This window comes from Streptomyces sp. NPDC002809, assembly GCF_040295435.1.
GTDB lineage: Bacteria > Actinomycetota > Actinomycetes > Streptomycetales > Streptomycetaceae > Streptomyces.
In genome coordinates, this window is record NZ_JBEOVJ010000037.1 from 18,057 (window position 1) to 43,954 (window position 25,898).

Consider the following 25,898-nt stretch of genomic DNA (forward strand, 5'->3'; position numbering starts at 1 on the left):
ACACGTCGGAGCCCGGCCCGTGAACGGGCCGGGCTCCGACGTGTCCCGGTGCCTGACGGCTGTGTCCTGCTCCCCGGGGTGTTCCGCTCAGAGCTTCGCGGACTCCCGCCGGAACGCCCAGTTCATGTCCGGCTCGGTGACGCATCGCAGGACGCGCCGTACCGGCGGCGTGCACATCAGGGTCACCCCGGCCGAGGCGACGACGGTGACCAGCACCAGACCGGCCGGCGAGATCAGCCAGTCGTTCCGGTCGATGAGTCCGGAGTACTCGACGCCCTTCACCATGAACCCGTGCAGCAGATAGCCGCAGATCGTGCCGGCGCCGAGCACCGTGAACCACATGTGGCGCCTCGGGACCCATGACAGGAACCCGGCGGTGAGCAGCACCGCGCCACCGAACAGCAAGAGCGTCATGAGCACGCCCGCCCACCAGGGTTCGCCCATGTCCTGGGCGGAGAAGTCACGCAGGAACCAGTCCGTCGTGATCCGCGGCGCCGCCCAGTAGGCAAGGGCCAGCGCCCCGGCGAACAGCGGCAGGGCCAGCAGCCGCACCTCGCGGCGTCGGACCAACTGGAAGTGCTCGGGCTTGAGTTGGAGGCCGAGAACGAAGAACGGCAGGAACTGCAGCACCCGCGGCAGGTCGAGGTGCTCGGTGATGCCGGGGGTGACCGATGCGAGGACGGCGATGACGAGGGAGACCGTCAGCGGGTATCGCATGCTGCGCCACAGCGGAGTGGTGAGCCGCCAGATGAACAGCGCGATCAGGAACCAGGCGAGGTACCACGGGTCGGTCAGGCTGATCGCGGCGTCGGACTCTCCGTTCGCGTACCGCCGGAACAGCGTGTAGGCCGTCTCGAACACCACGTACGGCACGGCGACGCCGGTGATCAGACGCTTCGCCTTGGCCGGGCTCATGTCGAACGAGCGCGAGAAGTAGCCGGAGATGATGATGAAGGCCGGCATGTGGAACGTGTAGGTCACCATGTACAGCGCCCGGGCCGTCCTGCTGCCTTCCATGACCGGCACCCACGAGTGAGCCACCGCGACCAGCACGATGGCCAGGTACTTGGCATTGTCGAAGTAGGCGTCACGCCTCTTCGCGGCAGCGTCCTCCGCGGGCCGGGCCGGGGCCGGTGCGGGGCCGTCGTCCGTGATCACCACCGCTCGGGGTCTGGGCTCCGACTCCCGGGTCGCCGGTGGGAGCGTGGCCCTCTGAAATACGTTCGGAGCTTGGAACATCTCAGGCACCCTAGACGCCTCGATTGCAATTCGTAAAACCACCGTCGGGTATTGCGTGTTCCCGTTCGATTAAAAGTCAAACCATCGAAAACTGTCCGGTATGACCGTGTTAATCCTCCTTAAATGGTGCATATCGGCAGGCAGTTGCTCGTGGTGAATTACGTCTCGCTCAACATAGGAATTGCCTGTGAGTAAACTGTGTGGATACAGAAACGATCACCGTCGCAATTTCCCGGCCGCATAGGGTTTCCGCTGCTGGGCGCGCTGCCGGAGGCCCGGCTGCCGCACGCCCGGTGCCCGGTCCTGCCTCGCCAAGTGACCGGCGCGCGGGGGGCGCAGGGGGCGCAAGATGGCGCGATATCGACAGGTCGATTCCTCACCTGGCAGCGACCACAGGGGAGTTGGTGGCACGATGGACGCCAACGGAGGAGTGCGCGGCCGCACACCTCCGGGCCGGCAAGGCGGACCGACCGAGGGTGTGAGCAGTCGTGGCCATTTCACTGTCCGTGGTGCTTCTTTTGGCGATCATCCTGGTGGTCCTGATCCGAGGTGGCTCCATCAAGGCCGGACCCGCGATCGTCGCGGTGCTCTTCGGCTTCTTCCTGGCATCGACCGGCATGGCGCCGTCGATCCAGAAGTTCATGGACTCGATAGCGCAGAGCATCAACCAGATCAGCTTCTGAACGGACCGGCTTCTGCCGGATCAGCTGCTCCCCGGACCAACAGTCCGCAGGATCGGCTGTCCGCCGCATCAGCCACTGACCGGGGTCGCTCCGTGCGAGGAGCGGCCGGAACCGGCCGGGAACGCAAAGGGCCCGGTCCGGCGGACATCCCCGAGGGGATCCGCCGGGCCGGGCCCGAAGCATGGAGCGGGCGACGGGAATCGAACCCGCGTAGCTAGTTTGGAAGACTAGGGCTCTACCATTGAGCTACGCCCGCATGCAGCGCACCGCAGGTCACGGGGACCGCGGCACGAGAAGCATCGTAGCGGGTCGCGGCCGTTGTCCGCACACCCGATTGCGGCACGCGGCTCCGAGTCCGGTGGCGCCCGCGTAAAAACGTCCGATGCACTGCCCGTCTGCATGTACCCTTCGTGTCGCACCGACGGGGTGTGGCGCAGCTTGGTAGCGCGTCCGCTTTGGGAGCGGAAGGTCGTCGGTTCGAATCCGGCCACCCCGACCACCGGCAAGATCGCATTGTGGGAGTTCTCCCCCTTGCCGTTACTATGCAAAATGCGTGCCCGTGTGTCTGATGTACCGGGCTCGGTCCGCGAAGCCGCCTCCTGTGCGGTGGAGCAGAACCCCAAGAAGTCAGCCACCAAGGAGACCGAACCGTGAAGAGCGCCGTGGAGACCCTGAACCCGACCCGGGTTCGGCTCAGCATTGAGGTGCCCTTCGAGGAGCTCAAGGACAGCCTCGACGCGGCGTACAAGAAGATCAACCAGCAGGTCACGGTGAAGGGGTTCCGCAAGGGCAAGATCCCCAACCGGGTCATCGACCAGCGGTTCGGCCGTGGTGCAGTGCTGGAGGAGGCCGTCAACGACGCGCTCCCGAAGTTCTACACCGAGGCCGTCAACGAGGGCGAGCTCAACGTCCTCGGCCAGCCGGAGGTCGACATCAAGGAGCTGAAGGACGGCGAGCTGCTGTCCTTCACCGCCGAGGTTGACGTACGCCCCGAGATCGAGATCCCGGACTACTCCGGCATCGAGGTCACCGTCGACGCGCTTGAGGTCAGCGACGAGGACGTCGAGAAGGCCGTGGAGCAGCTGCGCGAGCGCTTCGCCTCGACCAACCCGGTCGAGCGCGCCGCCGCCGAAGGCGACGTCGTGACGATCGACCTGCAGGCCAAGGTCGAGGGCGAGGTCCTCGAGGACGGCGTGGCCGAGGGTGTCTCGTACACCATCGGTTCCGGCGAGCTCCTCGAAGGCATCGACGACGCCGTCACCGGCCTGGAGGCGGGTGGCGAGGCCACCTTCAACTCCGCGCTGAAGGGCGGCTCCGCCGAGGGCAAGGACGCGGAGGTCACCGTCAAGGTCACCGCCGTCGCCGCCCGTGAGCTCCCCGAGCTGGACGACGACTTCGCCCAGATGGCCAGCGAGTTCGACACGCTGGAGGAGCTGAAGGCGGACAGCCGCAAGCGCCTGGAGAACACCAAGCAGTACGACCAGGCCACCCAGGCCCAGGAGCGCGTCCTCGAGGAGCTGCTGAAGCTCGCCGAGGTCCCGATCCCGGAGAAGCTGCTCGCGGACGAGGTCCAGACCCGCAAGCACAACCTGGAGCACCACCAGCTCGGCCAGATGGGTCTCGACCTCGAGAAGTACCTGGAGATCCAGGGAAAGACCCTCGAGGAGTTCGAGGCGGAGACGTCCGAGCAGGCCATCAAGGGCATCAAGACCCAGTTCATCCTTGACGAGCTCGTCAACAAGGAGAAGCTGAACGTCAACCAGGAGGAGCTCACCGAGCACCTCATGCGGCGTGCCGCTTCCTCCGGCATGAGCCCGGACCAGTTCGCCCAGGCTGTCGTCGAGGGTGGCCAGGTGCCGATGCTCGTCGGCGAGGTCGCCCGCGGCAAGGCGCTGGCCGTGGTCGTCGAGGCCGCCAAGGTCGTCGACACCAACGGTGAGCTCGTCGAGCTGGAGGACGAGGAAGAGGCGGCGGAGGAGGCCACCGAGGTGGTCGAGGCCGCCGAGGGCACCGCCGACGCCGCCGAGGAGAAGACCGAGGCCTGAGCCTCGCGCTGAACCCCGCACGACGGGCTCCGGACGTAACCGCGTCCGGAGCCCGTCGTCGTATCGGCGGACGTTCCCCACAACCCTTGTGCGGACTGCGGACCTTGCGCTCCCAGCGAACAGTTGCGGAAGCGGGATGGCGTTGTCCCACCTGCGCGTTAGGGTCCATGAAGAGGAAGGGTCGGGGAGTCCCGGCCCACCCGGTACGAAGACGCTGAGACGGCCGGAGCCGTCAGAGACGAGCAGGTGGATACGTGACGAATCTGATGCCCTACGCCGCCGGAGAGCCGTCCCTCGGTGGAGGCCTCGGTGACCAGGTCTACAGCCGACTGCTCGGCGAGCGCATCATCTTCCTCGGTCAGCAGGTCGACGATGACATCGCCAACAAGATCACCGCACAGCTGCTTCTCCTTGCCGCCGAGCCGGACAAGGACATCTACCTCTACATCAACAGCCCCGGCGGTTCGGTGACGGCCGGCATGGCGGTCTACGACACCATGCAGTACATCCCGAACGACGTGGTCACCATCGGTATGGGCATGGCGGCCTCGATGGGCCAGTTCCTGCTCACCGGCGGCGCCGCCGGCAAGCGCTTCGCGCTCCCGAACACCGACATCCTCATGCACCAGGGTTCGGCCGGTATCGGCGGTACGGCGTCGGACATCAAGATCCAGGCCCAGTACCTGCTGCGCACCAAGCAGCGGATGGCGGAGATCACCGCCCGCCACTCCGGCCAGACCGTGGAGACGATCATCCGCGACGGCGACCGCGACCGCTGGTACACCGCGGAAGAGGCCAAGGAGTACGGCCTCATCGACGAGATCATCACGGTCGCATCGGGCGTTCCGGGCGGCGGCGGCACCGGCGCCTGATCCGGCTCCCACCGGACCGCGCCACACCGCACCGCTTTTCTCTCGTACGCCGAGACACCCAGCCACAGAACGCCACCAGGATGGTGAACACCCACATGAACAACTTCCCCGGCGCGTCCGCGAGCGGCCTCTACACCGGCCCGCAGGTGGACAACCGCTACATCGTCCCGCGCTTCGTGGAGCGCACCTCGCAGGGCGTGCGTGAGTACGACCCGTACGCGAAGCTCTTCGAGGAGCGCGTGATCTTCCTCGGTGTGCAGATCGACGACGCGTCCGCCAACGACGTCATGGCGCAGCTGCTGTGCCTGGAGTCGATGGACCCGGACCGGGACATCTCCATCTACATCAACAGCCCCGGCGGCTCGTTCACCGCGCTCACCGCGATCTACGACACGATGCAGTTCGTGAAGCCGGACATCCAGACGGTCTGCATGGGCCAGGCGGCCTCCGCCGCGGCCGTGCTGCTCGCCGCGGGCACGCCGGGCAAGCGCCTGGCGCTGCCGAACGCGCGCGTCCTGATCCACCAGCCGTCCTCGCAGACCGGCCGTGAGCAGCTCTCCGACCTGGAGATCGCGGCCAACGAGATCCTGCGGATGCGTGCTCAGCTGGAGGAGCTGCTGGCCAAGCACTCCACCACGCCGATCGAGAAGATCCGTGACGACATCGAGCGCGACAAGATCCTGACCGCCGATGACGCACTGGCCTACGGTCTGGTCGACCAGATCGTCGCGACCCGTAAGTCCGCGGCCGGAGCGGCCGCCTGACGTCGGCCTTTACCCCTTGGCACGCCAGGTTCATCCGGCCTCTGCCGTGTGAACCGTGCCAAGGGGGGCCCGAACGGGGGGCCAGGCAAGGTACCGTCGGATAGAGGCACAGGAGCCGCTGAACCAGGCGTCTCCCAGGCGAAGGGGAAGCACCTCGTGGCACGCATCGGTGATGGCGGCGACCTGCTCAAGTGCTCGTTCTGCGGAAAGAGCCAGAAGCAGGTGAAGAAGCTCATCGCGGGACCCGGTGTGTACATCTGCGACGAGTGCATCGATCTCTGCAACGAGATCATCGAGGAGGAGCTCGCGGAGACGAGCGAGGTCCGCTGGGAAGAACTTCCCAAGCCTCGCGAGATCTACGAGTTCCTCGAGGGGTATGTCGTCGGGCAGGAGCCCGCGAAGAAGGCCCTCTCGGTCGCTGTGTACAACCACTACAAGCGGGTCCAGGCCGGCGAGAACGGCGGCGGCTCGAACCGTGACGACGCGATCGAACTCGCCAAGTCCAACATCCTGCTGCTGGGCCCCACGGGCTCGGGCAAGACGCTCCTCGCGCAGACACTGGCCCGCATGCTCAACGTCCCGTTCGCCATCGCCGACGCGACGGCGCTGACGGAGGCCGGCTATGTGGGCGAGGACGTCGAGAACATCCTGCTGAAGCTGATCCAGGCCGCGGACTACGACGTCAAGAAGGCCGAGACCGGGATCATCTACATCGACGAGATCGACAAGGTCGCCCGCAAGAGCGAGAACCCGTCGATCACCCGAGATGTCTCAGGCGAGGGTGTCCAGCAGGCGCTGCTGAAGATCCTCGAGGGCACCACCGCCTCCGTACCGCCGCAGGGCGGCCGGAAGCACCCCCACCAGGAGTTCATCCAGATCGACACGACGAACGTGCTGTTCATCGTGGGCGGCGCGTTCTCCGGCCTCGAGAAGATCATCGAGTCCCGGGCCGGCGCCAAGGGCATCGGTTTCGGCGCCACGATCCGCTCCAAGCGGGAGATCCAGGCGAGCGACCAGTTCCAGGAGGTCATGCCGGAGGACCTGGTGAAGTTCGGGATGATCCCCGAGTTCATCGGCCGCCTCCCGGTCCTGACCTCGGTCCACAACCTGGACCGCGAGGCCCTGCTCCAGATCCTCATCGAGCCGCGCAACGCCCTGGTGAAGCAGTACCAGCGGCTGTTCGAACTCGACGGTGTGGAGCTGGACTTCGAGCGCGAGGCGCTGGAGGCCATCGCCGACCAGGCGATCCTGCGCCAGACCGGCGCGCGCGGCCTGCGCGCCATCATGGAGGAGGTCCTCCAATCGGTGATGTACGAGGTGCCGTCCCGTAAGGACGTCGCCCGGGTCGTCATCACGTCGGACGTGGTCCGCAACAACGTCAACCCGACCCTGGTCCCGCGCGAGCCGCGGACGATCGGCAAGGGCGACGACGGGCGGCACGAGAAGTCGGCGTAGCCGCGGTTCCGTATGCAACGCGAAGGGGCGCCCCACCGGTTCAGCCGGTAGGGCGCCCCTTCGCTGTGCGTGGATCAGATCTTGGTGCGGGAGGTGTTGTAGAGCTTGGCTGCGATCGCGGCGACGTCGTCCTGCGACATGGCCTTGTTGGTCATGGCGAGACCCATGTCGATGCCGGTGACGATGCCGACGGTGCTGTAGTCGGCCCAGATGCAGATGGGCATCTCAAGGGACTTGGGTCCCTTGTCGACACTGCCGTCGCCCTCCGGGTTGTCCATCCTCAGGTTCTGGCACCGCATCAGCGCGCCCTTGAAACCGGCCGGGGTGACGTCCTTCGGTGAACCGACCAGCTCGGCCTTGGTCGTGCTGTCCCCCTGGGTCATGTTCGCCTTGGCCTCGTCGAACGAGTGGTTGATCACCGAAGCCGGGTCGCTGACGTCGCCCCAGTAGCCCTGGAAGCTGAGGATCTTCATGCTCAGATCCTTCTCCGAACCGCCCTGGTAGCTCGCGGCGGACTGGCTGGGGTTCTTGACCCCCGAGGTCTCGACCTTGGTCTTCTCGGCCCCGGTCATAGGGCTGACGGTCTTGGCGCCTTCGGTGGACAGCTTGTAGCTGTCCACCGAAGCCGCCGGCGTCAGCTTGTACCCCTTGGTGGAGTCGGCGACATCGCTGTTGCTGGCCCCGCCCGACGTCAGGAAGTACACGCCGCCGCCGATGACCGCCAGGGCCACGATGACGCCGCCGACGATCAGGCCGGTCTTCTTCTTCGGCGGGGCGGCCGGCGGGAAGCCGGGCTGCTGGCCGTATACCGGCTGGCCGCCGTACGGGGGAGTGGGCGGCTGCTGACCGTACGGGCCGGGCTGCTGGGCCTGCGGGTAGCCGTAGCCCGGCTGCGGGGGCTGCTGCTGGGGCGGAACGCCCTGGGGGGCCTGCTGCGGGTAGCCGTAACCGGGCTGGCCCTGCGGCTGGCCCTGCGGCGGCTGACCGCCGTAGGGGCCCGGCTGCTGGCCGTACGGTCCGGGCTGGCCCTGCTGTGGCTGGCCGTCGTACGGGCCCGGCTGGTTGTAGCTCATCTGCGGTTTCCCCTGTTCGTCATGCTCATGCGTTCTTATGCGTTCCGAACATCCTGACGGACGGCCCGCGGCCGTGGGGCACCGGGAGGGAGACCGTTACTGAACAACCGGTTTCAGTGCGCGCTTGTGACGGCCCTAAACTGTGGGGCGTGACCGAGAACGCAGCGCAGCAGCCAGCCAGCACCCCCGAACTGCCGACCCAGTACACGCCGGCCGAGGTAGAGGGGAAGCTGTACGAGCGCTGGGTAGAACGTGGTTACTTCGAGGCGGACGAGAACAGCGACAAGCCGCCGTACTCCATCGTCATCCCGCCGCCCAACGTCACTGGATCCCTGCACCTGGGACACGCTTTCGAGCACACGCTGATCGACGCCCTCGTCCGCCGCAAGCGGATGCAGGGTTTCGAGGCGCTCTACCAGCCGGGCATGGACCACGCCGGCATCGCCACCCAGAACGTCGTCGAGCGCGAGCTCGGCAACGAGGGCAAGTCCCGCCACGACCTGGGCCGCGAGGCCTTCGTCGAGCGCGTCTGGCAGTGGAAGAACCAGTCCGGCGGCCAGATCTCCGGGCAGATGCGCCGCCTCGGCGAGGGCGTCGCCTGGTCCCGTGAGCGCTTCACCATGGACGAGGGCCTGTCCAAGGCCGTCCAGACGGTCTTCAAGCAGATGTACGAGGACGAGCTGATCTACCGCGCCGAGCGCATCATCAACTGGTGCCCGCGCTGTCTCACCGCGATCTCGGACATCGAGGTCGAGTACCAGGAGGACGACGGCGAGCTCGTCTCCATGCAGTACGGCGAGGGCGACGAGACCATCGTCGTCGCCACCACCCGCGCCGAGACGATGCTCGGTGACACCGCCGTCGCCGTCCACCCCGACGACGAGCGCTACAAGCACCTGGTCGGCAAGCAGATCAAGCTGCCGCTGACCGACCGCACGATCCCGGTCGTCGCCGACCACCACGTCGACCCGGAGTTCGGCACCGGCGCCGTCAAGGTGACCCCGGCGCACGACCCGAACGACTTCGAGATCGGCAAGCGCCACGACCTGCCGTTCCTCACGGTCCTCGACGAGCGCGCCGTGATCACGGCTCCCGGCCCCTTCCAGGGCCTGGACCGCCTGGAGGCCCGCTCCGCCATCGTCGCCGCGCTGCGCGCCGAGGGCCGGATCGTCGCCGAGAAGCGGCCGTACGTCCACTCCGTCGGCCACTGCTCGCGCTGCAAGACCACCATCGAGCCGCGCCTCTCCCTCCAGTGGTGGGTCAAGGTCGCCCCGCTCGCCGAGGCGGCCGGCGACGCCGTCCGCGACGGCAAGGTCAAGATCCACCCGCAGGAGATGGAGAAGCGCTACTTCGACTGGGTCGACAACCTCCACGACTGGTGCATCTCGCGCCAGCTCTGGTGGGGCCACCGCATCCCCGTCTGGTACGGCCCGAACGGCGAGGTCGTCTGCGTCGGACCGGACGACGAGGCGCCCACCGGCGAGGGCTGGACCCAGGACAGCGATGTCCTGGACACCTGGTTCTCCTCGGGCCTGTGGCCGTTCTCCACGCTCGGCTGGCCCGAACAGACCGACAGCCTCGCGAAGTTCTACCCGAACTCCGTCCTGGTCACCGGCTACGACATCCTCTTCTTCTGGGTCGCCCGGATGATGATGTTCGGCCTGTACGTCAACGACGGCATCCCGCCGTTCGAGACGATCGTCCTGCACGGCATGGTCCGCGACGAGCACGGCAAGAAGATGTCGAAGTCCTTCGGCAACGTCGTCAACCCGCTGGACTGGATGGACAAGTACGGCTCCGACGCGCTGCGTTTCACGCTGGCGCGCGGTGCCAACCCCGGCGTCGACGTCCCGATCGGCGAGGAGTGGGTCCAGGGTTCCGCCAAGTTCTCCAACAAGATCTGGAACGCCACCCGCTTCGCGCTCATGAACGGCGCGACGATCGAGGGCGAACTGCCGTCCGCCGACGAGATGTCGGTGACCGACCGCTGGATCCTGTCCCGCCTCAACAAGACGGTCGCCGAAGTCGACGCGTACTACGACGACTTCCAGTTCTCCAAGCTCAGCGAGGCGCTCCGGCACTTCGCCTGGGACGAGGTCTTCGACTGGTACGTCGAGCTGTCCAAGACCACGTTCTTCGGCGGCGGCCGCCCGGCCGAGGTCTCGGGCCGCGTCCTGGGCGAGGTCCTCGACGTGATGCTGCGACTGCTGCACCCGGTCGTCCCGTTCGTCACCGAGACCCTCTGGACCGCGCTCACCGGCCGCGAGTCCGTCGTCATCGCCGACTGGCCCAAGGACAGCGGCTTCCGTGACGACGCGGCCGAGAAGGAGATCGAGCTCGTCCAGCAGGTCGTCACCGAGGTCCGCCGCTTCCGCTCCGACCAGGGCCTGCAGCCCGGCCAGAAGGTTCCGGCCGAGCTCACCCTGACCGGAACCGCGCTGGCCGCGCACGAGGCCGCCATCCGCCAGCTGCTGCGCCTGCAGCCGGCCGGGGACGGCTTCCACGCCACCGCGTCGCTGCCGGTCGCGGGGGCCACCGTCGCCCTCGACCTGTCCGGCACGATCGACGTCGAGGCCGAGCGCAAGCGCCTGACGAAGGACCTCGGCGCCGCCGAGAAGGAGAAGGCACAGGCCAACGGCAAGCTGAACAACGAGGCGTTCCTCGGCAAGGCCCCGGACAACGTCGTCGACAAGATCCGCGGCCGGCTCGCCAAGGCCGAGGCCGACATCGAGCGGATCACCAACCAGCTGGCATCCCTGCCGCAGGGCTGAGACCGCTGAAGCCCCCGTATCCCCCGCAGGAGGGGTACGGGGGCTTCCTCCTGCCCACGGTCGCCGGGCGCTGCGCGCGATGTCCGTGCCGATCCGTAGACTGGTTCCGTGAGTGAGCCCCGCCCTTCCGACCGGCACGACGCGTCCGACTCCGACGAGACCTTCGCGGAGATCGTCGACGAAGCGACCCAGCGCGACCCCGACCTGGCGGTGATCGAGGCCGGGAGCCGTACGCTGCGCGCCGCCTCCGGACCGCCCCAGGGCGACGAGGTCCCCGCCCGCCCCGCCGATCCGGAGGTGGACAAGGCGCTGCGCGCGGTGGAGCAGGAGCTCGCCGGGCGCTGGGGCGAGACCAAGCTCGAGCCGTCGGTGGCGCGCATCGCCGCGCTGATGGACGTGCTGGGCGACCCCCAGCGCGCCTACCCCTCCATCCACATCACGGGAACCAACGGCAAGACGAGCACGGCCCGCATGATCGAGGCGCTGCTCGGCGCCTTCGACCTGCGCACCGGCCGCTACACCTCGCCGCACGTCCAGTCGATCACCGAGCGGATCAGCCTGGACGGCTCCCCGATGGACCCCGAGCGGTTCGTCTCCACCTACGAGGACATCAAGCCGTACGTCGAGATGGTCGACGCGCAGCAGCCCTACCGGCTCTCCTTCTTCGAGGTGCTCACCGGCATGGCGTACGCGGCCTTCGCCGACGCGCCGGTCGACGTCGCCGTCGTCGAGGTCGGCATGGGCGGCAGCTGGGACGCGACCAACGTGATCGACTCCACGGTCGCCGTCGTCACCCCCATCTCCCTGGACCACACCGACCGGCTGGGCTCCACGCCCGGCGAGATCGCGGTGGAGAAGTCCGGGATCATCAAGCAGGGCGCGACGGTCATCCTCGCCCAGCAGCCCGTCGACGCCGCCCAGGTGATGCTGAAGAAGGCCGTCGAGGTCGACGCCACCGTGGCCCGCGAGGGCATGGAGTTCGGCGTCGCCTCCCGGGAGATCGCGGTCGGCGGCCAGCTGCTGACGCTGCGCGGCCTCGGCGGCGAGTACGACAACATCTTCCTTCCGCTGTACGGCGCCCACCAGGCGCGCAACGCGGTGGTGGCGCTCTGCGCGGTCGAGGCGTTCTTCGGGATCGGCGCCGAGCAGACCGGATCGCTCGACGCCGACATCATCCGCAAGGCCTTCGCCTCGGTGATCTCGCCGGGCCGCCTCGAAGTGGTCCGCTCCAGCCCGACCGTCGTCCTGGACGCCGCGCACAACCCGGCGGGCGCCCAGGCCACCGCCGAGGGGCTCTCCGAGGCGTTCGGTTTCTCCCGGCTGATCGGTGTGGTCGGTGCCAGCGGCGACAAGGACGTCCGGGGACTCCTGGAAGCCTTCGAGCCGATCTTCGCCGAGGTCGTCGTCACCCAGAACTCCAGCGCACGCGCGATGGACGCGGACGAGCTCGCCGCGGTCGCGGTCGAGGTCTTCGGCAACGACCGGGTCCAGGTCGAACCCCGGCTCGACGACGCGCTGGAGGCGGCGATCACCCTCGCCGAGGAAGAGGACGAATACGCGGGCGCCGGGGTGCTGGTGACCGGATCCGTGATCACGGTCGGCGAGGCCCGGCTGCTTCTGGGAAGGCGCTGACCGAAGTGCGTACGCTCTGTGCATCGACGTTGATCGGTGAGTTCTTCGTGATCGGGTTCGCCGGACTCGTCGCGATGAAGTCCGACGACCTGACGTCCGCCACGGTCTGGACGGTCTGCGGCATCGGCATGCTGCTCTCCGTGCTGCTCTGCGGGATGATCACCCGCCCCGGGGGCATACAGCTCGGCTGGGCGCTCCAGATCGCGCTGCTCGCCAGCGGCTTCGTCGTCCCGATGATGTTCATCCTCGGCCTGGTCTTCGGCGGTCTGTGGTGGGCCTCCGTGCACTACGGCCGCAAGATCGACGAGGTGAAGGCCCGGTGGGCCGCGCAGGAGGCCGCACAGGCGCCTGCAGGTACCTGAGCGAGGCTGCCGGGCGGCCTGCGACCGGGCGGCCAAACCCGGCCGCCGGCCCGTCACCGAACCCCTGTAACCTCGCCTCACCGCACCCGTATGCCTGCAAGGAGCCGCACATGACCCAGCGCACCCTCGTTCTTCTCAAGCCCGACGCCGTCCGTCGCGGTCTGGTCGGCGAAATCGTCGGCCGCATCGAGCGCAAGGCCGGCTGGAAGATCACGGCGCTGGAGCTGCGTACCCTCGACCGCGCCACGCTGGAGCAGCACTACGCCGAGCACGTCGGCCGCCCGTTCTACGAGCCGCTCGTCGAGTTCATGCAGTCGGGCCCGGTCGTCGCGCTGGTCGCCGAGGGGGAGCGGGTCATCGAGGGCGTGCGCGCCCTGGCGGGCCCCACCGACCCGATCGCCGCCGCGCCCGGATCGATCCGCGGCGACTTCGGCACCATCACCCGGGAGAACCTCATCCACGCCTCGGACTCCGAGGAGTCCGCAGAGCGAGAAATGAAGCTGTTCTTTCCGGGACTTTCCTGACTTCGGATCAGCCGAACAGCGCTGATGACCTGGGGCGACCGAAGTAATTCGGTCGCCCTTCGGCATAGGGTTCCGGATCGCGGGAACGCATCACTCCGACGTAACGTCACCATGAGTGGAACGGACACCCGTTCTGCTCAGCATGGCGAAGGACCCTCGCGCTGTGTCGGTGTATCCGGCACTACGATGGAAGCTTCCACGCCCGCAGCGCTCACCTCGCCTACCAAAACAAGCCATCACCGCTTTCGCTTGGGAAGGCCCGACGCATCCTCATGGGGAACAAGGGGAACTCAATGTCGTTCATCGGCCGTGACATGGCTATCGACCTCGGGACTGCCAACACGCTGGTGTACGTCAGGGGGCGCGGCATCGTTCTGAACGAGCCGTCCGTCGTGGCCATCAACACCAACACCGGCGGCATCCTCGCGGTCGGTTCCGAGGCCAAGAAGATGATCGGCCGTACACCGGGCAACATCGTTGCCGTACGGCCACTGAAGGACGGCGTGATCGCCGACTTCGAGATCACGGAGCGGATGCTCCGCTACTTCATCCTGAAGATCCACAAGCGCCGCTACCTGGCCCGCCCGCGGGTCGTCGTCTGCGTGCCCTCCGGTATCACCGGGGTCGAGCGACGCGCCGTCATCGAGGCGTCGACGCAGGCCGGCGCACGCCAGGTGCACATCATCGAGGAGCCCATGGCGGCGGCCATCGGTTCCGGCCTGCCGGTCCACGAGGCCACCGGCAACATGGTCGTCGACATCGGCGGCGGCACCACCGAGGTCGCGGTCATCTCGCTCGGCGGAATCGTCACTGCCCAGTCCATCCGGGTCGCCGGTGACGAGCTGGACAACGCGATCATCCAGCACATCAAGAAGGAGTACTCGCTCCTGCTCGGTGAGCGCACCGCCGAACAGATCAAGATCACCATCGGTTCGGCGTTCGAGCTGGAGAAGGACGAGCACACCGAGATCCGGGGCCGCGACCTCGTCTCGGGGCTGCCCAAGACCGTGGTCATCTCCGCCACCGAGGTCCGCAAGGCGATCGAGGAGCCGGTCAACGCGATCGTCGACGCGGTCAAGACGACGCTGGACAAGTGCCCGCCGGAGCTCTCCGGCGACGTCATGGACCGGGGCATCGTCCTGACCGGCGGCGGCGCGCTGCTGCGCGGCCTCGACGAGCGGCTGCGCCACGAGACGGGCATGCCGATCCACATCGCCGAGGACCCGCTGGACTCGGTCGCGCTCGGATCCGGCAAGTGCGTCGAGGAGTTCGAGGCTCTCCAGCAGGTGCTGGACGCCCAGCCCCGGCGCTAGAAATTCCACGGCCCTCCGCGCGGACGCTGCCGCTCCGCGCGGAGGATCGTTGATATACAGGCACGAACATTCCTACGAGGAAGGCACGGCCGCCGCACGTGAGGGACACACGAGAGAGCCGGCTGCTCCTGGTGCTGCTGATCGCCATCGCATTCGCACTGATCACGGTGGACATCCGCGGCGGCGAGGAGTCACCGGTGGACGGCGCCCGGCAGGCCGCCGCGACCGTCTTCGGACCGGTGGAGAACGGCGTGGCGGCAGCGGTCGACCCGGTGGGCAACGCCATAGGGGCCGTACGCGCCTCCGGCGACCGGCACGACAAGATCGCTGAGCTGGAGAAGCAGAACGCCGCGCTCAAGGCCGAGCTCGGCAGCGACGACCAGAACCGCAGCCGGGTCCGCGAGCTCGACAAGATGCTCAAGAAGTCGGACGCCGGCCAGTACGGCATCAAGGCCGCCGAAGTCATCGCCATAGGGGCGGCCCAGGGCTTCTCCTGGACCGTCACCATCGACGCCGGCTCCAAGGACGGTCTCAAGCGCGACATGACCGTCCTCAACGGCGACGGACTCGTCGGCCGCGTCACCACCGTCGGCCCGGACACCGCCACGGTGCTCCTGGCCAACGACCCCGACTTCACCGTCGGCACCCGAATGGAGTCCACCGACGAACTCGGCTTCGCCACCGGCCAGGGCTCGCGCCCGCTGTCCGTCCAGTTCCTGAACGGCAAGGCCAAGGTCAAGAAGGGCGACCGCCTCGTCACGTTCGGCTCCAGCAAGGACAAGCCCTTCGTGCCCGGCGTCCCGGTCGGTGAGGTCGTCCGCGTCGACCCGTCCGGCGGCGACCTGACCCGTACGGTCTACGTCCGCCCGTACGTCGGCTTCACCAAGCTCGACATCGTCGGCATCGTCGTGCAGGCACCCCGCGAGGACCCCCGGGACGCCGTCCTGCCGAAGAAGCCCGTCAAGCCCGCCAAGCCGAAGCCCACCCCGACCGTCACCGTCACCATCTCGCCCAACGGCGACATCGTCGACACCAACGGCAACGTCGTCGGGAACATCCACCAGAGCGCGAGTCCCAGCGGCAGCCCGGACCCCAACCCCAGCGGGAACGCCACACCGAACGCCGACAACGCGGTAAACGAACAGAGGTAGAGCTGATCCCCATGCGTGTCAACCGGACTCTGCTCTCCATCGTTCTGGTCGTGATCGCCCTCGTCGTCCAGGTGTCCGTACTCTCCCGGCTCCAGCTCCCCGGCGCCGTACCCGACCTGCTGCTCATGGTCGTCCTCGGACTCGCCTTCGTGTACGGGCACGTCAGCGGGGCCCTCATCGGCTTCGGCGCGGGACTCCTCGCCGACCTGGCGCCCCCGGCCGACCACGCCGCCGGGCGGTACGCCCTGGTGCTCTGCGTCATCGGCTACCTCGCCGGACTCGCCAGGCCCGAGAACGGGCAGCTCAAGTCCGCCTTCGTCCCGATGGCTGTGGTCGTCGCGGCGGCGATCGGATCGACGCTGCTCTACGCGGGCGTCGGCGCACTCGTCGGCGACACGGCGGCCCGCCATGTGGGGCTGGGCAGCCTGCTGTTCACCGCGGCCGTCTACGACCTGCTTCTCGCGCCGTTCACCGTTCCGCTGATCATGGCGATCGCCAGACGCACGGTGAACGACCCGCTCACCGAGTCCTCCTCAGGGCGGGGCGACGCCGCAGCCGGCTGGCTCGCCGCGGGCACCGGGCTCCGGATCGGCAGCCAGCGCGGCGGACTGCGCGTCAAGGCCGCCCGCAACCGCGCCGCGCGCGCCGGACGGATCAAGGGAGTCAAGCGACTGTGACACCGCATCACCCGGGGGCGCCGGCCTCGCCCCCCGTAGCCCCGGTTCCTGTCCGGATTTCCCCGCCCGCGCTCCGCGCGGACGACGCGGAACTCCGGACAGGAACCGGCCCGACCACCACCGGGGGCGCCCCGTGACCAACATTCCCGAGACCGGACGGACCCAGCGGGTCCAGATCCGCCTCATCGTCATCCAGGTCCTCGTCTTCTCCCTGCTGCTCACCCTCGGCGGCCGCCTCTGGTACCTCCAGATCCGCAACGGCCAGGAGTACTCCGACGAGGCGAAGAACAACCACGTCCAGCAGGTCGTCCAGCCCGCCGCCCGCGGCTCCATCCTCGACGCCCGCGGCGTGCCCCTCGCCGACAACGAGACCCGCCTCGTCGTCTCCGCCAGCCGAACCGAGCTGCTGAAGATGGACGACGACGGCAAGGGCGTCCTGACCCGGCTCGCCGGCGTCCTCGGCATGAAGCCCAAGGACGTCCTCGACAAGGTCCGGCTCTGCGATTCGAAGACCCCGCAGCCCTGCTGGAACGGCTCGCCCTACCAGCCGATCCCGGTCACCGACGAGGCCACCACCCAGCAGGCCCTCCAGATCCGCGAGCGCGCGGAGGACTTCCCCGGCATCACCGCCGAGCCCACCGCGGTCCGCCGCTACGCCGCCCCCGGCAAGGCCAACACCGCCCAGGTCCTCGGCTATCTCTCACCCGTCACCGACGACGAGATCACCAAGGCCCAGGACAGCGACTCGCCCTACCTCCGCTCCGACCAGGTCGGCCGCTCCGGCCTGGAGCGCACGTACGACAAGGAGCTGCGAGGCAAGGCGGGCGTCACCCGCTACGAGGTCGACAACCTCGGCCGGGTCATCGGCCAGGCCAAGAACGACGAGGCGGAGGCCGGCGCCAGCGTCGTCACCTCCATCGACGCCCGCGTCCAGGCCGTCGCCGAGTACGAGCTCAACCAGGCCATGAAGACGGCCCGTACCGAGTTCGACACCAACACCGGCGAGAACTACAAGGCCGACTCCGGCGCCGTCGTCGTCATGGAGGCCAAGACCGGCCGGGTCGTCTCCATGGCCTCGCTGCCCAGCTACGACCCCAACGCCTGGGTCGGCGGCATCTCCGCCAAGGACTACGCCAAGCTCACCGGAAAGAACTCCAACTTCCCGCTGCTGAACCGGGCCATCCAGGGCCAGGCCGCCCCCGGCTCCATCTTCAAGGTCATCTCCTCCACCGCCGCGGTCAACGCCGGGTACCCCTTCGACGGCAACTACCCGTGCCCCAGCTCGTACTCCATCGGCGGCCAGACCTTCAAGAACTTCGAGTCCCAGGGCTACGGCAGCATCACCATCGGCCGCGCCCTCGAAGTCTCCTGCGACACCGTGTACTACGGCCTCGCGCACAAGGAGTGGCAGAAGGACGGCGGCAACAACCCCAAGAAGAACCCCGACGACTGGTTCTACAAGACCGCCCACCAGTTCGGTCTCGGCAAGGAGACCGGCATCGACCTCCCCAACGAGGTCAGCGGCCGCGTCCCGGACCGCGAGTGGAAGAAGAACTTCGCCGAGGCCAACCACGACGCCTGGTGCAAGCAGGGCAAGAAGGACGGCACGTACGTCGAGAAGATCGCGTACGAGAACTGCCTCGAAGGCGACAAGATGCGCGCCGGTGACTCCGTCAACTACTCGATCGGCCAGGGCGACACCCTCGTCACCCCGATCCAGATGGCGACCATCTACGCGGCCATCTCCAACGGCGGCACCCTCTACGACCCCACCGTCGGCAAGGCGATCGTCAGCGGCGACGGCAAGACCGTCCAGGAGATCGAGCCCACGTCGCACGGCAAGCTCCCCTTCACCCAGAAGACGCGCAACGAAATAGACGAAGCCCTCGCGGGTGTCGCGACCCGCGGCTCCGCCGCCTGGCGATTCGGCGGCTGGCCGCAGGACAAGATCCCGATGCACGCCAAGACGGGTACGGCCGAGGTCTATGGCAAGCAGACGACCTCCTGGTTCGCCACGTACACCAAGGACTACTCGATCGTCATGACGATCTCCCAGGGCGGTACGGGTTCCGGAGCGTCGGGACCCGCCGTCCGCAACATCTACAACGCGCTCTACGGCCTCGACGCCGCGGGCAAGCAGGACCTCAAGAAGGCCCTGCTGCCGACCCCGCAGAAGTCCCTGCCGAAGATCCAGACGGACGGCACCATCGACGCCCCGAAGATCAAGCCCTACGACCCCGAATCGCAGAAGCCGCCGGGCGCCCAGACGCTCGCCGCGGTCCTGGGGAGGCGCGACTGATGGCAGGCTTCTCCGTCCAGCGGTACGCCCCCGAGCGCTCCACCTGGGGCAGGCTCACCGCCCGCGACTCCGTCGTCCGCCGCCTCGACTGGCCGCTGCTCGGCTCGGCGATCGCGCTGTCCTTCATCGGCTCGCTGCTCGTCTACTCGGCGACCCGCGGACGTGACTCGCTCACCCACGGCGACCCGTACTACTTCCTCTTCCGCCACGCCCTCAACACGGGCATCGGCTTCGCCCTGATGGTCGGCACGATCTGGCTCGGCCACCGGACCCTGCGCGGTGCCGTGCCGATCCTTTACGGCGTGTCCGTGATCCTCGTGATGGCGGTCCTCACCCCGCTCGGCACCACCGTCAACGGCGCCCACGCCTGGATCCTCCTCCCCGGCGGCTTCTCCCTCCAGCCCTCCGAGTTCACCAAGATCACCATCATTCTCGGCATGGCGATGCTGCTCGCCACCCGCGTCGACGCGGGCGACCAGCCGTACCCCGACCACCGCACCGTCGCCAAGGCCCTCGGTCTGGCGGCGCTCCCGATGGTGATCGTCATGGGCATGCCCGACCTCGGCTCGGTGATGGTCATGGTCGTCATCGTGCTCGGCGTGCTGCTGGCCTCCGGCGCGTCGAACCGCTGGGTCTTCGGAATCCTCGGCGCGGGCGTCGCCGGAGCCGTCGCCATCTGGCAGCTCGGACTGCTCGACGACTACCAGATCGCCCGGTTCGCCGCCTTCGCCAACCCGGCACTCGACCCGGCCGGCGTCGGCTACAACACCAACCAGGCCCGCATCGCGATCGGCTCCGGCGGCCTCTCCGGCACCGGCCTCTTCCAGGGCACCCAGACCACCGGCCAGTTCGTCCCCGAGCAGCAGACCGACTTCGTCTTCACCGTCGCCGGTGAGGAACTCGGCTTCCTCGGCGCCGGACTGATCCTGGTCCTGCTCGGCGTCGTCCTGTGGCGCGCCTGCCGCATCGCCCGCGAGACCACCGAGCTCTACGGCACGATCGTCGCCGCCGGAATCATCGCCTGGTTCGCCTTCCAGGCCTTCGAGAACATCGGCATGACGCTGGGCATCATGCCGGTCGCCGGACTGCCACTGCCGTTCGTCTCCTACGGAGGCTCCTCGATGTTCGCCGTCTGGGTGGCCATCGGACTGCTCCAGTCGATCCGCGTGCAACGGCCGATAACGGCCTGAGCCGTTGCGGGGCCACTGCCCGAGTACGCATATGACCTCTGGATTTGAAGCATGGCGGACGCGAAGCGCGAGATCGAGCGAAAGTTCGAACCGGCCGGCGGCAGCCGGCTGCCCGACCTGACGCGGGTGGCCGGAGTCGCCGCCGTGGACCACCGGGGCGTCGTGGACCTCGACGCCGTCTACTACGACACCGCGGACCTCCGGCTCGCGGCCGACAGCCTCACCCTGCGCCGTCGCACCGGCGGCGACGACGCAGGCTGGCACCTCAAGTTCCCGGTCGCCTCCGGCATCCGTGACGAGATCCGGGCCCCGCTCTCCGACACCCTGCCGCCCGACCTCGCCGGACTGATCCGCTCCCGGGTCCGCGACACCGCCGTCGTCCCCGTGGTCAGGCTCCGCTCCGCCCGCGACGTCCACCTGCTCAACGGCCCGGACGGCGAACCGCTCGCCGAACTCACCGTCGACGAGGTCCGGGCCGAGCGGCTGGACGGCGGCAGCCGCAGCACCGCCTGGACCGAGATCGAGGTCGAACTCGCCGACGACGGCGACCCCGCCTTCCTCGACGCCGTCGAACGACGGCTGCGCAAGGCCGGGATACAGCCCTCCGCAGCCCCCTCCAAACTGTCCCGCGCCCTGACCGAGACCTCCCCGAAGAAGAAGCGGAAACCACGGCCCACCACGCCGCCGCACACGGCGGGCGACCACGTCCTCGCCTACGTACGCCACCAGATCACCGCGATCGTCGCCCTCGACCCGGCCGTGCGCCGGGGCCTGCCCGACTCCGTGCACCGGATGCGGGTCGCCACCCGCAGGCTCCGCAGCGCGTTCCGCACGTACCGGAAGGTCCTCGACCGGACGGTCACCGACCCCGTCGGCGAGGAGCTGAAGTGGCTCGCGGCGGAACTCGGCGTCGACCGCGACCAGGAGGTCCTCGACGCCCGCCTGCGCACCCGGCTCGACGCCCTGCCCCGCACCCTGGTCCTCGGCCCGGTCCGCGCCCGGCTGCGGATCTGGTCCACGGCACGCCGCAGCGGCTCCCGCCGCCGTACCGTCGCGGTCCTCGACGGCGCCCGCTACCTCGCCCTGCTGCACACCCTGGAAGCGCTCCTCGCCGACCCGCCCCTGCTTCCGGCGGCCGCCGACCCGCCCGGCAAGGCACTCGCCCGCGCCGCGCACAAGGACCAGGAACGCCTCGCCACCCGGATCGCCCACGCCCTGGAACACCCACCCGGCCCCGAACGCGACACCGCCCTGCACAACGCCCGCAAGGCGGCGAAACGCGCACGCTACGCGGCAGAGGCGGCCCGCCCCGCCCTCGGCAAGCCGGCCGGGAAGTCCGTCAAGCGGCTCAAGGCCGTCCAGGGCGTCCTCGGTGACCACCAGGACAGCGTGGTCGCCCGCGACGCCCTGCGCGCCCTCGCCGTCCAGGCCCACGCGGCGGGGGAGTCCTCGTTCACCTGGGGACTGCTGCACGGACAGGAGGAGGCGACGGCCGCGGCACGGGAGCGGGAACTGCCCGGGGTGTGGGCCCGCGCCTCCCGCGCGGAGATCCGGGCGGCATCCGGAGGCTGAGCGGCGCGGTACGCTGGATGGTCACCCCTGCCAGCTCTCGAAAGTTCGCGATGTCTGTCGATTCGGTCTTCCCACAGCTCGAAGCTCTGCTCCCGCATGTGCAGAAGCCCATCCAGTACGTCGGCGGTGAGCTGAACTCCACCGTCAAACCGTGGGACGAATGCGACGTCCGCTGGGCCCTCATGTACCCGGACGCGTACGAGGTCGGACTCCCCAACCAGGGCGTCATGATCCTGTACGAGGTACTCAACGAGCGCCAAGGCGTCCTCGCGGAGCGCACCTACAGCGTCTGGCCGGACCTCGAAGCGCTGATGCGCGAGCACAAGGTGCCGCAGTTCACCGTGGACGGCCACCGCCCGGTCAAGGCGTTCGACGTCTTCGGGCTGAGTTTCTCCACCGAGCTCGGCTACACCAACATGCTCACCGCCCTGGACCTGGCCGGCATCCCGCTGGCCGCCAAGGACCGCGGCCTCGACGACCCGATCGTGCTCGCGGGCGGCCACGCCGCGTTCAACCCCGAGCCGATCGCGGAGTTCATCGACTGCGCGGTCATCGGCGACGGCGAGCAGGCCGTCCTGGAGATCACCGAGATCGTCCGTGCCTGGAAGGCCGAGGGCCGCCCCGGCGGCCGCGAGGAGGTGCTCTTCCGCCTCGCCAGGACCGGTGGCGTCTACGTCCCCGGCTTCTACGACGTCGAGTACCTCCCGGACGGCCGCATCGGCCGCATGGTGCCGAACAAGTCGGGCGTGCCGTGGCGCGTGTCCAAGCACACGGTCATGGACCTCGACGAGTGGCCCTACCCCAAGCAGCCCCTCGTCCCGCTCGCCGAGACCGTCCACGAGCGGATGTCCGTGGAGATCTTCCGCGGCTGCACCCGCGGCTGCCGTTTCTGCCAGGCCGGCATGATCACGCGCCCCGTGCGGGAGCGAAGCATCACCGGCATCGGCGAGATGGTGGAGAAGGGTCTCAAGGCGACGGGCTTCGAGGAAGTGGGCCTGCTCTCCCTCTCCTCCGCGGACCACACCGAGATCGGCGAGATCGCCAAGGGCCTCGCGGACCGCTACACCGACGACAAGATCGGCCTCTCGCTGCCCTCCACCCGCGTCGACGCGTTCAACGTTGACCTGGCCAACGAGCTGACCCGCAACGGCCGCCGCTCCGGTCTCACCTTCGCCCCCGAGGGCGGCTCCGAGCGCATGCGCAAGGTCATCAACAAGATGGTCTCGGAGGAGGACCTGATCCGCACGGTCTCCACCGCGTACGGCAACGGCTGGCGTCAGGTGAAGCTGTACTTCATGTGCGGCCTGCCGACCGAGACCGACGAGGACGTCCTCCAGATCGGCGACATGGCGGTCAAGGTGATCGCCAAGGGCCGCGAGGTCTCCGGGCAGAACGACATCCGCTGCACCGTCTCCATCGGCGGCTTCGTCCCCAAGCCGCACACCCCGTTCCAGTGGGCCCCGCAGCTCAGCGCCGAGGAGACCGACGCGCGGCTGACCAAGCTCCGCGACAAGATCCGCGGCGACAAGAAGTACGGCCGCTCGATCGGTTTCCGCTACCACGACGGCAAGCCCGGCATCGTCGAGGGCCTGCTCTCCCGCGGCGACCGCCGGGTCGGCTCCGTCATCCGCGCGGTCTACGAGGCCGGCGGCCGTTTCGACGGCTGGCGCGAGTACTTCAGCTACGACCTGTGGATGAAGAGCGCCGAGAAGACGCTGCCCGACTTCGGCGTGGACGTCGACTGGTACACGACCCGCGAGCGGACGTACGAGGAGGTCCTGCCCTGGGACCACCTGGACTCCGGTCTCGACAAGGAATGGCTCTGGGAGGACTGGCAGGACTCGCTCGACGAGACCGAGGTCGAGGACTGCCGCTGGACGCCGTGCTTCGACTGCGGGGTTTGTCCTCAGCTCGACCTCGACATCCAGATCGGTCCGACGGGCAAGAAGCTCCTGCCGTTGACGGTCGTGAAGTAGGTCCGCCGCTGACACGGCAGCGCCCGGATTCTGCTGGGTGACATCTTGGTGACGAAGGTCCGGCCGGAGGAAACCCCCGGCCGGACCTTCGCGTCATGAGGTGCATGGAATACGGAAAGCACCAGGCACCCGCGCGGTACGAGGGCGGTGACGGCTGTCTGACCACGCTCGTCAGGATTCCGGTGAGGATCGTCGTCCTCGTCCTCGTCCTGCCGGTGCGGATGGTCTGGGACGCCCTGGTCGCGGGTGCCCGTGCTGCCGACCGGATTCTGCTGCGCCCGCTGGGGCGCGCGCTGGCGTGGCTCTTCGAGGTGCTGGTCGCGATCCCGGCCCGTTGGCTGTACGCGCAGGTGCTGACCCCACTGGGGCACGGGCTGCGGTGGCTGGCCATGGCGGTGTTCGTGTGGCCGTGGGTCGCGCTGTGGCGGTACGTGGTGGTGCCGGGAGTGCGGTACGGGATCGTGGTGCCGCTCGTCCTGCTGTACGAGCAGGTGCTCACTCCGGTCGGGCACGGGTTGCGGTGGGTCTGGCGGGCGCTCGTGCTCCCGGCCGGACGCGGCTTCGCCACAGCGGTGAGGTGGCTGCTCACCGTCGTGTGCGTCATGCCGGTCGTCCTCCTGTGGCGCTACGTCCTGAAGCCGCTGGGGCCGGCCGTCGCCTGGCTGGTGGGGCATCTGATCGTGCTGCCGCTGGTGTGGACCTACCGGGAACTGCTCACTCCACTGGGTCACGGCATCGCCTGGCTGCTCGGTCTGCTGGTCCGCGGCATCGAGGCCGGCTGCCGGGGGCTGTGGGCCGCCGTCCGGTGGCTGGTCACGGTGCTTCTCGTCAGCCCGGTGGTCTGGGTGTACCGGCGGATCCTGACCCCCGTCGGCCGGGAGACCGCCGCCGCGTTCGGCGTTGCCTGGCGGGTCGCCGGATTCATCTCGCGGGCCGTCGGCCGGGCGCTGGCCCGGCTGGCGTGGCGTCTCGTCGGGGCGCCGGTGGCCTGGGCCTATCGCACGGTGTGCACCCCGGTCGGGCATTTCCTGCGCGACGCCGTGTTCGCCCCCGCCGGGCGGGCCGCCCTAGCGGTGGGCCGGACGGCCCGGCAGACGCTGCGCACGGCCCGCGAGACCGTCCGGCAGGCCAGGAGCGACGCATGGCGGGCGCTGGTCGGCGGAGTGCGCGAACGCGAGCCCCGGGAACCGGGAAGCCTGTCTGCGCGTACTCTGGGTGATACGCAACAAGCGACGACTGTGCCCAGCGCGGCGCCCGGACCAGAGATCTCCCTGCGGAAGTGAAATCCGTTCAGCGGGGGTGAGCCGGACCGGACGCCCCGGGGCCACCCGTATTTCGAGGGCGGCGTGCCACCGCGTCCGCTCCGCACCGAGGAGAAGAACCACTGGGCAAGCGACAGCCCGAAGGCCCGCCGCCCGCACCGGCAGTGCAGCGCATCCGACTGCGCTACACCAAGCGCGGCCGCCTCCGGTTCACCAGTCATCGAGACTTCCAGCGTGCCTTCGAGCGGGCGCTGCGCCGCTCCGAGGTGCCCATGGCCTACTCGGCGGGGTTCACCCCGCACCCCAAGGTCTCGTACGCCAACGCCGCACCCACCGGCACGGGCAGCGAGGCCGAGTTCCTGGAGATCGCGCTCACCGAGGCCCGTGATCCGGGCACGCTGCGCGAGCTGCTCAACGACTCGCTGCCGGACGGTCTCGACATCACCGACGCCGTCGAGGCCCGCACTTCGGGTCTCGCCGACCGGCTCACCGCCTCCATCTGGGAGATGCGGCTGAACGGGGTCGCCGTGGAGGACGCCGAGAAGGCCGTAGCCGCGTTCAACGCGGCCGAGACCGTCGAGGTCGAGCGCCGTACGAAGAACGGCATGCGGAGCTTCGACGCCCGCTCCGCGGTGGTCGACCTGCAGGCCCTTGATCATCAGCCTGATAGGCCCGGGGACAAGGCCTGTGCGATACTGCGGCTGGTTGTTCGGCACGTGACACCTGCCGTTCGGCCTGACGACGTCCTGTCCGGTCTCCGCGTTGTGGCCGACCTGGCGCCGCCGGTCCCCGCAGCGGTGACCAGGCTGGCGCAGGGGCTCTTCGACGAGGAGTCCGGCACGGTGACCGACCCGCTCGCGCCTGACCGCGAGGCAGCCCCGGCCGCTCTACCCACGGCCACCGGGACCGCCGTCGCGACGGCGCCGGAGGGTGCAGGTTCCGCGTAAGGCGGTCGTCGTAGCGCAGCCCTCGGACTCGGGAGCCACCTGGGCCGGGCTGTGCGCTGACCCATAAGACTTTCGCCAGGCCGTACGCACA

Annotated in this window: 20 protein-coding genes and 2 tRNA genes; 19 read left to right on the forward strand and 3 right to left on the reverse strand. The window is 68.8% G+C overall.

Features of this window, described 5'->3' with window-relative positions; genetic code table 11:
- Positions 1-87 precede the first annotated feature (87 nt).
- Positions 88-1,239, reverse strand: a complete 1,152-nt coding sequence (locus ABT025_RS22035) for an acyltransferase family protein (protein WP_350996967.1) — start codon at positions 1,237-1,239, stop codon at positions 88-90.
- Between the two features lie 488 nt (positions 1,240-1,727).
- On the opposite strand from ABT025_RS22035, the gene ABT025_RS22040 reads away from it, so the two are divergent.
- Entirely contained in the window at positions 1,728-1,922 is a 195-nt protein-coding gene (locus ABT025_RS22040; protein WP_123471025.1) for a hypothetical protein, read from the forward strand.
- Positions 1,923-2,104: 182 nt separating this feature from the next.
- On the opposite strand, the gene ABT025_RS22045 is transcribed toward ABT025_RS22040, so the two are convergent.
- A tRNA-Gly gene (locus ABT025_RS22045) sits at positions 2,105-2,178 on the reverse strand.
- Positions 2,179-2,344: 166 nt separating this feature from the next.
- Between ABT025_RS22045 and ABT025_RS22050 the strand changes: the two genes are divergently transcribed.
- From ABT025_RS22050 to clpX, 5 genes are all read left to right on the forward strand, one after another.
- A tRNA-Pro gene (locus tag ABT025_RS22050) sits at positions 2,345-2,421 on the forward strand.
- Between the two features lie 151 nt (positions 2,422-2,572).
- On the forward strand, positions 2,573-3,967 hold the full coding sequence (gene tig, locus ABT025_RS22055) for a trigger factor (protein WP_350996971.1): 1,395 nt from the start codon (positions 2,573-2,575) through the stop codon (positions 3,965-3,967).
- 266 nt (positions 3,968-4,233) lie between these two features.
- Positions 4,234-4,839 carry an ATP-dependent Clp protease proteolytic subunit gene (locus tag ABT025_RS22060; protein WP_168713553.1) on the forward strand — a complete coding sequence of 202 codons (606 nt, stop codon included), beginning with the start codon at positions 4,234-4,236 and terminating at the stop codon, positions 4,837-4,839.
- Positions 4,840-4,919: 80 nt separating this feature from the next.
- Positions 4,920-5,603 carry an ATP-dependent Clp protease proteolytic subunit gene (locus ABT025_RS22065; RefSeq protein ID WP_350996974.1) on the forward strand — a complete coding sequence of 228 codons (684 nt, stop codon included), beginning with the start codon at positions 4,920-4,922 and terminating at the stop codon, positions 5,601-5,603.
- Between the two features lie 156 nt (positions 5,604-5,759).
- Complete coding sequence (gene clpX, locus ABT025_RS22070) at positions 5,760-7,058, forward strand: ATP-dependent Clp protease ATP-binding subunit ClpX (protein WP_350996976.1); 1,299 nt, start codon at positions 5,760-5,762, stop codon at positions 7,056-7,058.
- Between the two features lie 74 nt (positions 7,059-7,132).
- On the opposite strand, the gene ABT025_RS22075 is transcribed toward clpX, so the two are convergent.
- Positions 7,133-8,131 carry a hypothetical protein gene (locus ABT025_RS22075; protein ID WP_350996979.1) on the reverse strand — a complete coding sequence of 333 codons (999 nt, stop codon included), beginning with the start codon at positions 8,129-8,131 and terminating at the stop codon, positions 7,133-7,135.
- A 149-nt stretch (positions 8,132-8,280) separates the two neighbouring features.
- Between ABT025_RS22075 and ABT025_RS22080 the strand changes: the two genes are divergently transcribed.
- The 13 genes from ABT025_RS22080 to ABT025_RS22140 all read left to right on the forward strand — a co-directional run bounded on the left by ABT025_RS22080 (position 8,281) and on the right by ABT025_RS22140 (position 25,807).
- Entirely contained in the window at positions 8,281-10,902 is a 2,622-nt protein-coding gene (locus ABT025_RS22080) for a valine--tRNA ligase (protein ID WP_350996981.1), read from the forward strand.
- Positions 10,903-11,010: 108 nt separating this feature from the next.
- Positions 11,011-12,534, forward strand: coding sequence for a bifunctional tetrahydrofolate synthase/dihydrofolate synthase (folC, locus tag ABT025_RS22085; protein WP_350996984.1), 1,524 nt, complete (start codon positions 11,011-11,013; stop codon positions 12,532-12,534).
- A 5-nt stretch (positions 12,535-12,539) separates the two neighbouring features.
- Positions 12,540-12,896 (forward strand): DUF4233 domain-containing protein, encoded by a 357-nt coding sequence (locus tag ABT025_RS22090; protein ID WP_327711163.1) that lies wholly within the window; start codon positions 12,540-12,542, stop codon positions 12,894-12,896.
- A gap of 110 nt (positions 12,897-13,006) precedes the next feature.
- Positions 13,007-13,420 carry a nucleoside-diphosphate kinase gene (ndk, locus tag ABT025_RS22095; RefSeq protein ID WP_024492992.1) on the forward strand — a complete coding sequence of 138 codons (414 nt, stop codon included), beginning with the start codon at positions 13,007-13,009 and terminating at the stop codon, positions 13,418-13,420.
- 293 nt (positions 13,421-13,713) lie between these two features.
- Positions 13,714-14,733, forward strand: a complete 1,020-nt coding sequence (locus tag ABT025_RS22100) for a rod shape-determining protein (protein ID WP_073723157.1) — start codon at positions 13,714-13,716, stop codon at positions 14,731-14,733.
- Positions 14,734-14,831: 98 nt separating this feature from the next.
- A complete protein-coding gene (gene mreC, locus ABT025_RS22105) occupies positions 14,832-15,884 on the forward strand; it encodes a rod shape-determining protein MreC (RefSeq protein WP_350996988.1) in 1,053 nt (350 codons plus the stop codon).
- Between the two features lie 11 nt (positions 15,885-15,895).
- Entirely contained in the window at positions 15,896-16,561 is a 666-nt protein-coding gene (gene mreD, locus ABT025_RS22110) for a rod shape-determining protein MreD (protein ID WP_350996991.1), read from the forward strand.
- A 133-nt stretch (positions 16,562-16,694) separates the two neighbouring features.
- A complete protein-coding gene (gene mrdA, locus ABT025_RS22115; RefSeq protein ID WP_350996993.1) occupies positions 16,695-18,860 on the forward strand; it encodes a penicillin-binding protein 2 in 2,166 nt (721 codons plus the stop codon).
- Entirely contained in the window at positions 18,860-20,050 is a 1,191-nt protein-coding gene (gene rodA / locus ABT025_RS22120; protein ID WP_350996996.1) for a rod shape-determining protein RodA, read from the forward strand. The genes mrdA and rodA overlap by 1 nt, the downstream gene beginning before the upstream one ends.
- A gap of 51 nt (positions 20,051-20,101) precedes the next feature.
- On the forward strand, positions 20,102-21,622 hold the full coding sequence (locus tag ABT025_RS22125; RefSeq protein ID WP_350996999.1) for a CYTH and CHAD domain-containing protein: 1,521 nt from the start codon (positions 20,102-20,104) through the stop codon (positions 21,620-21,622).
- Positions 21,623-21,672: 50 nt separating this feature from the next.
- On the forward strand, positions 21,673-23,598 hold the full coding sequence (locus tag ABT025_RS22130; RefSeq protein ID WP_350997002.1) for a TIGR03960 family B12-binding radical SAM protein: 1,926 nt from the start codon (positions 21,673-21,675) through the stop codon (positions 23,596-23,598).
- Positions 23,599-23,702: 104 nt separating this feature from the next.
- Positions 23,703-24,881 (forward strand): hypothetical protein, encoded by a 1,179-nt coding sequence (locus tag ABT025_RS22135; protein ID WP_350997005.1) that lies wholly within the window; start codon positions 23,703-23,705, stop codon positions 24,879-24,881.
- Positions 24,882-25,024: 143 nt separating this feature from the next.
- Positions 25,025-25,807: a TIGR03936 family radical SAM-associated protein gene (locus ABT025_RS22140; protein WP_350997007.1), complete on the forward strand. Its 783-nt coding sequence runs from the start codon at positions 25,025-25,027 to the stop codon at positions 25,805-25,807.
- The last annotated feature ends 91 nt before the right edge of the window (positions 25,808-25,898 follow it).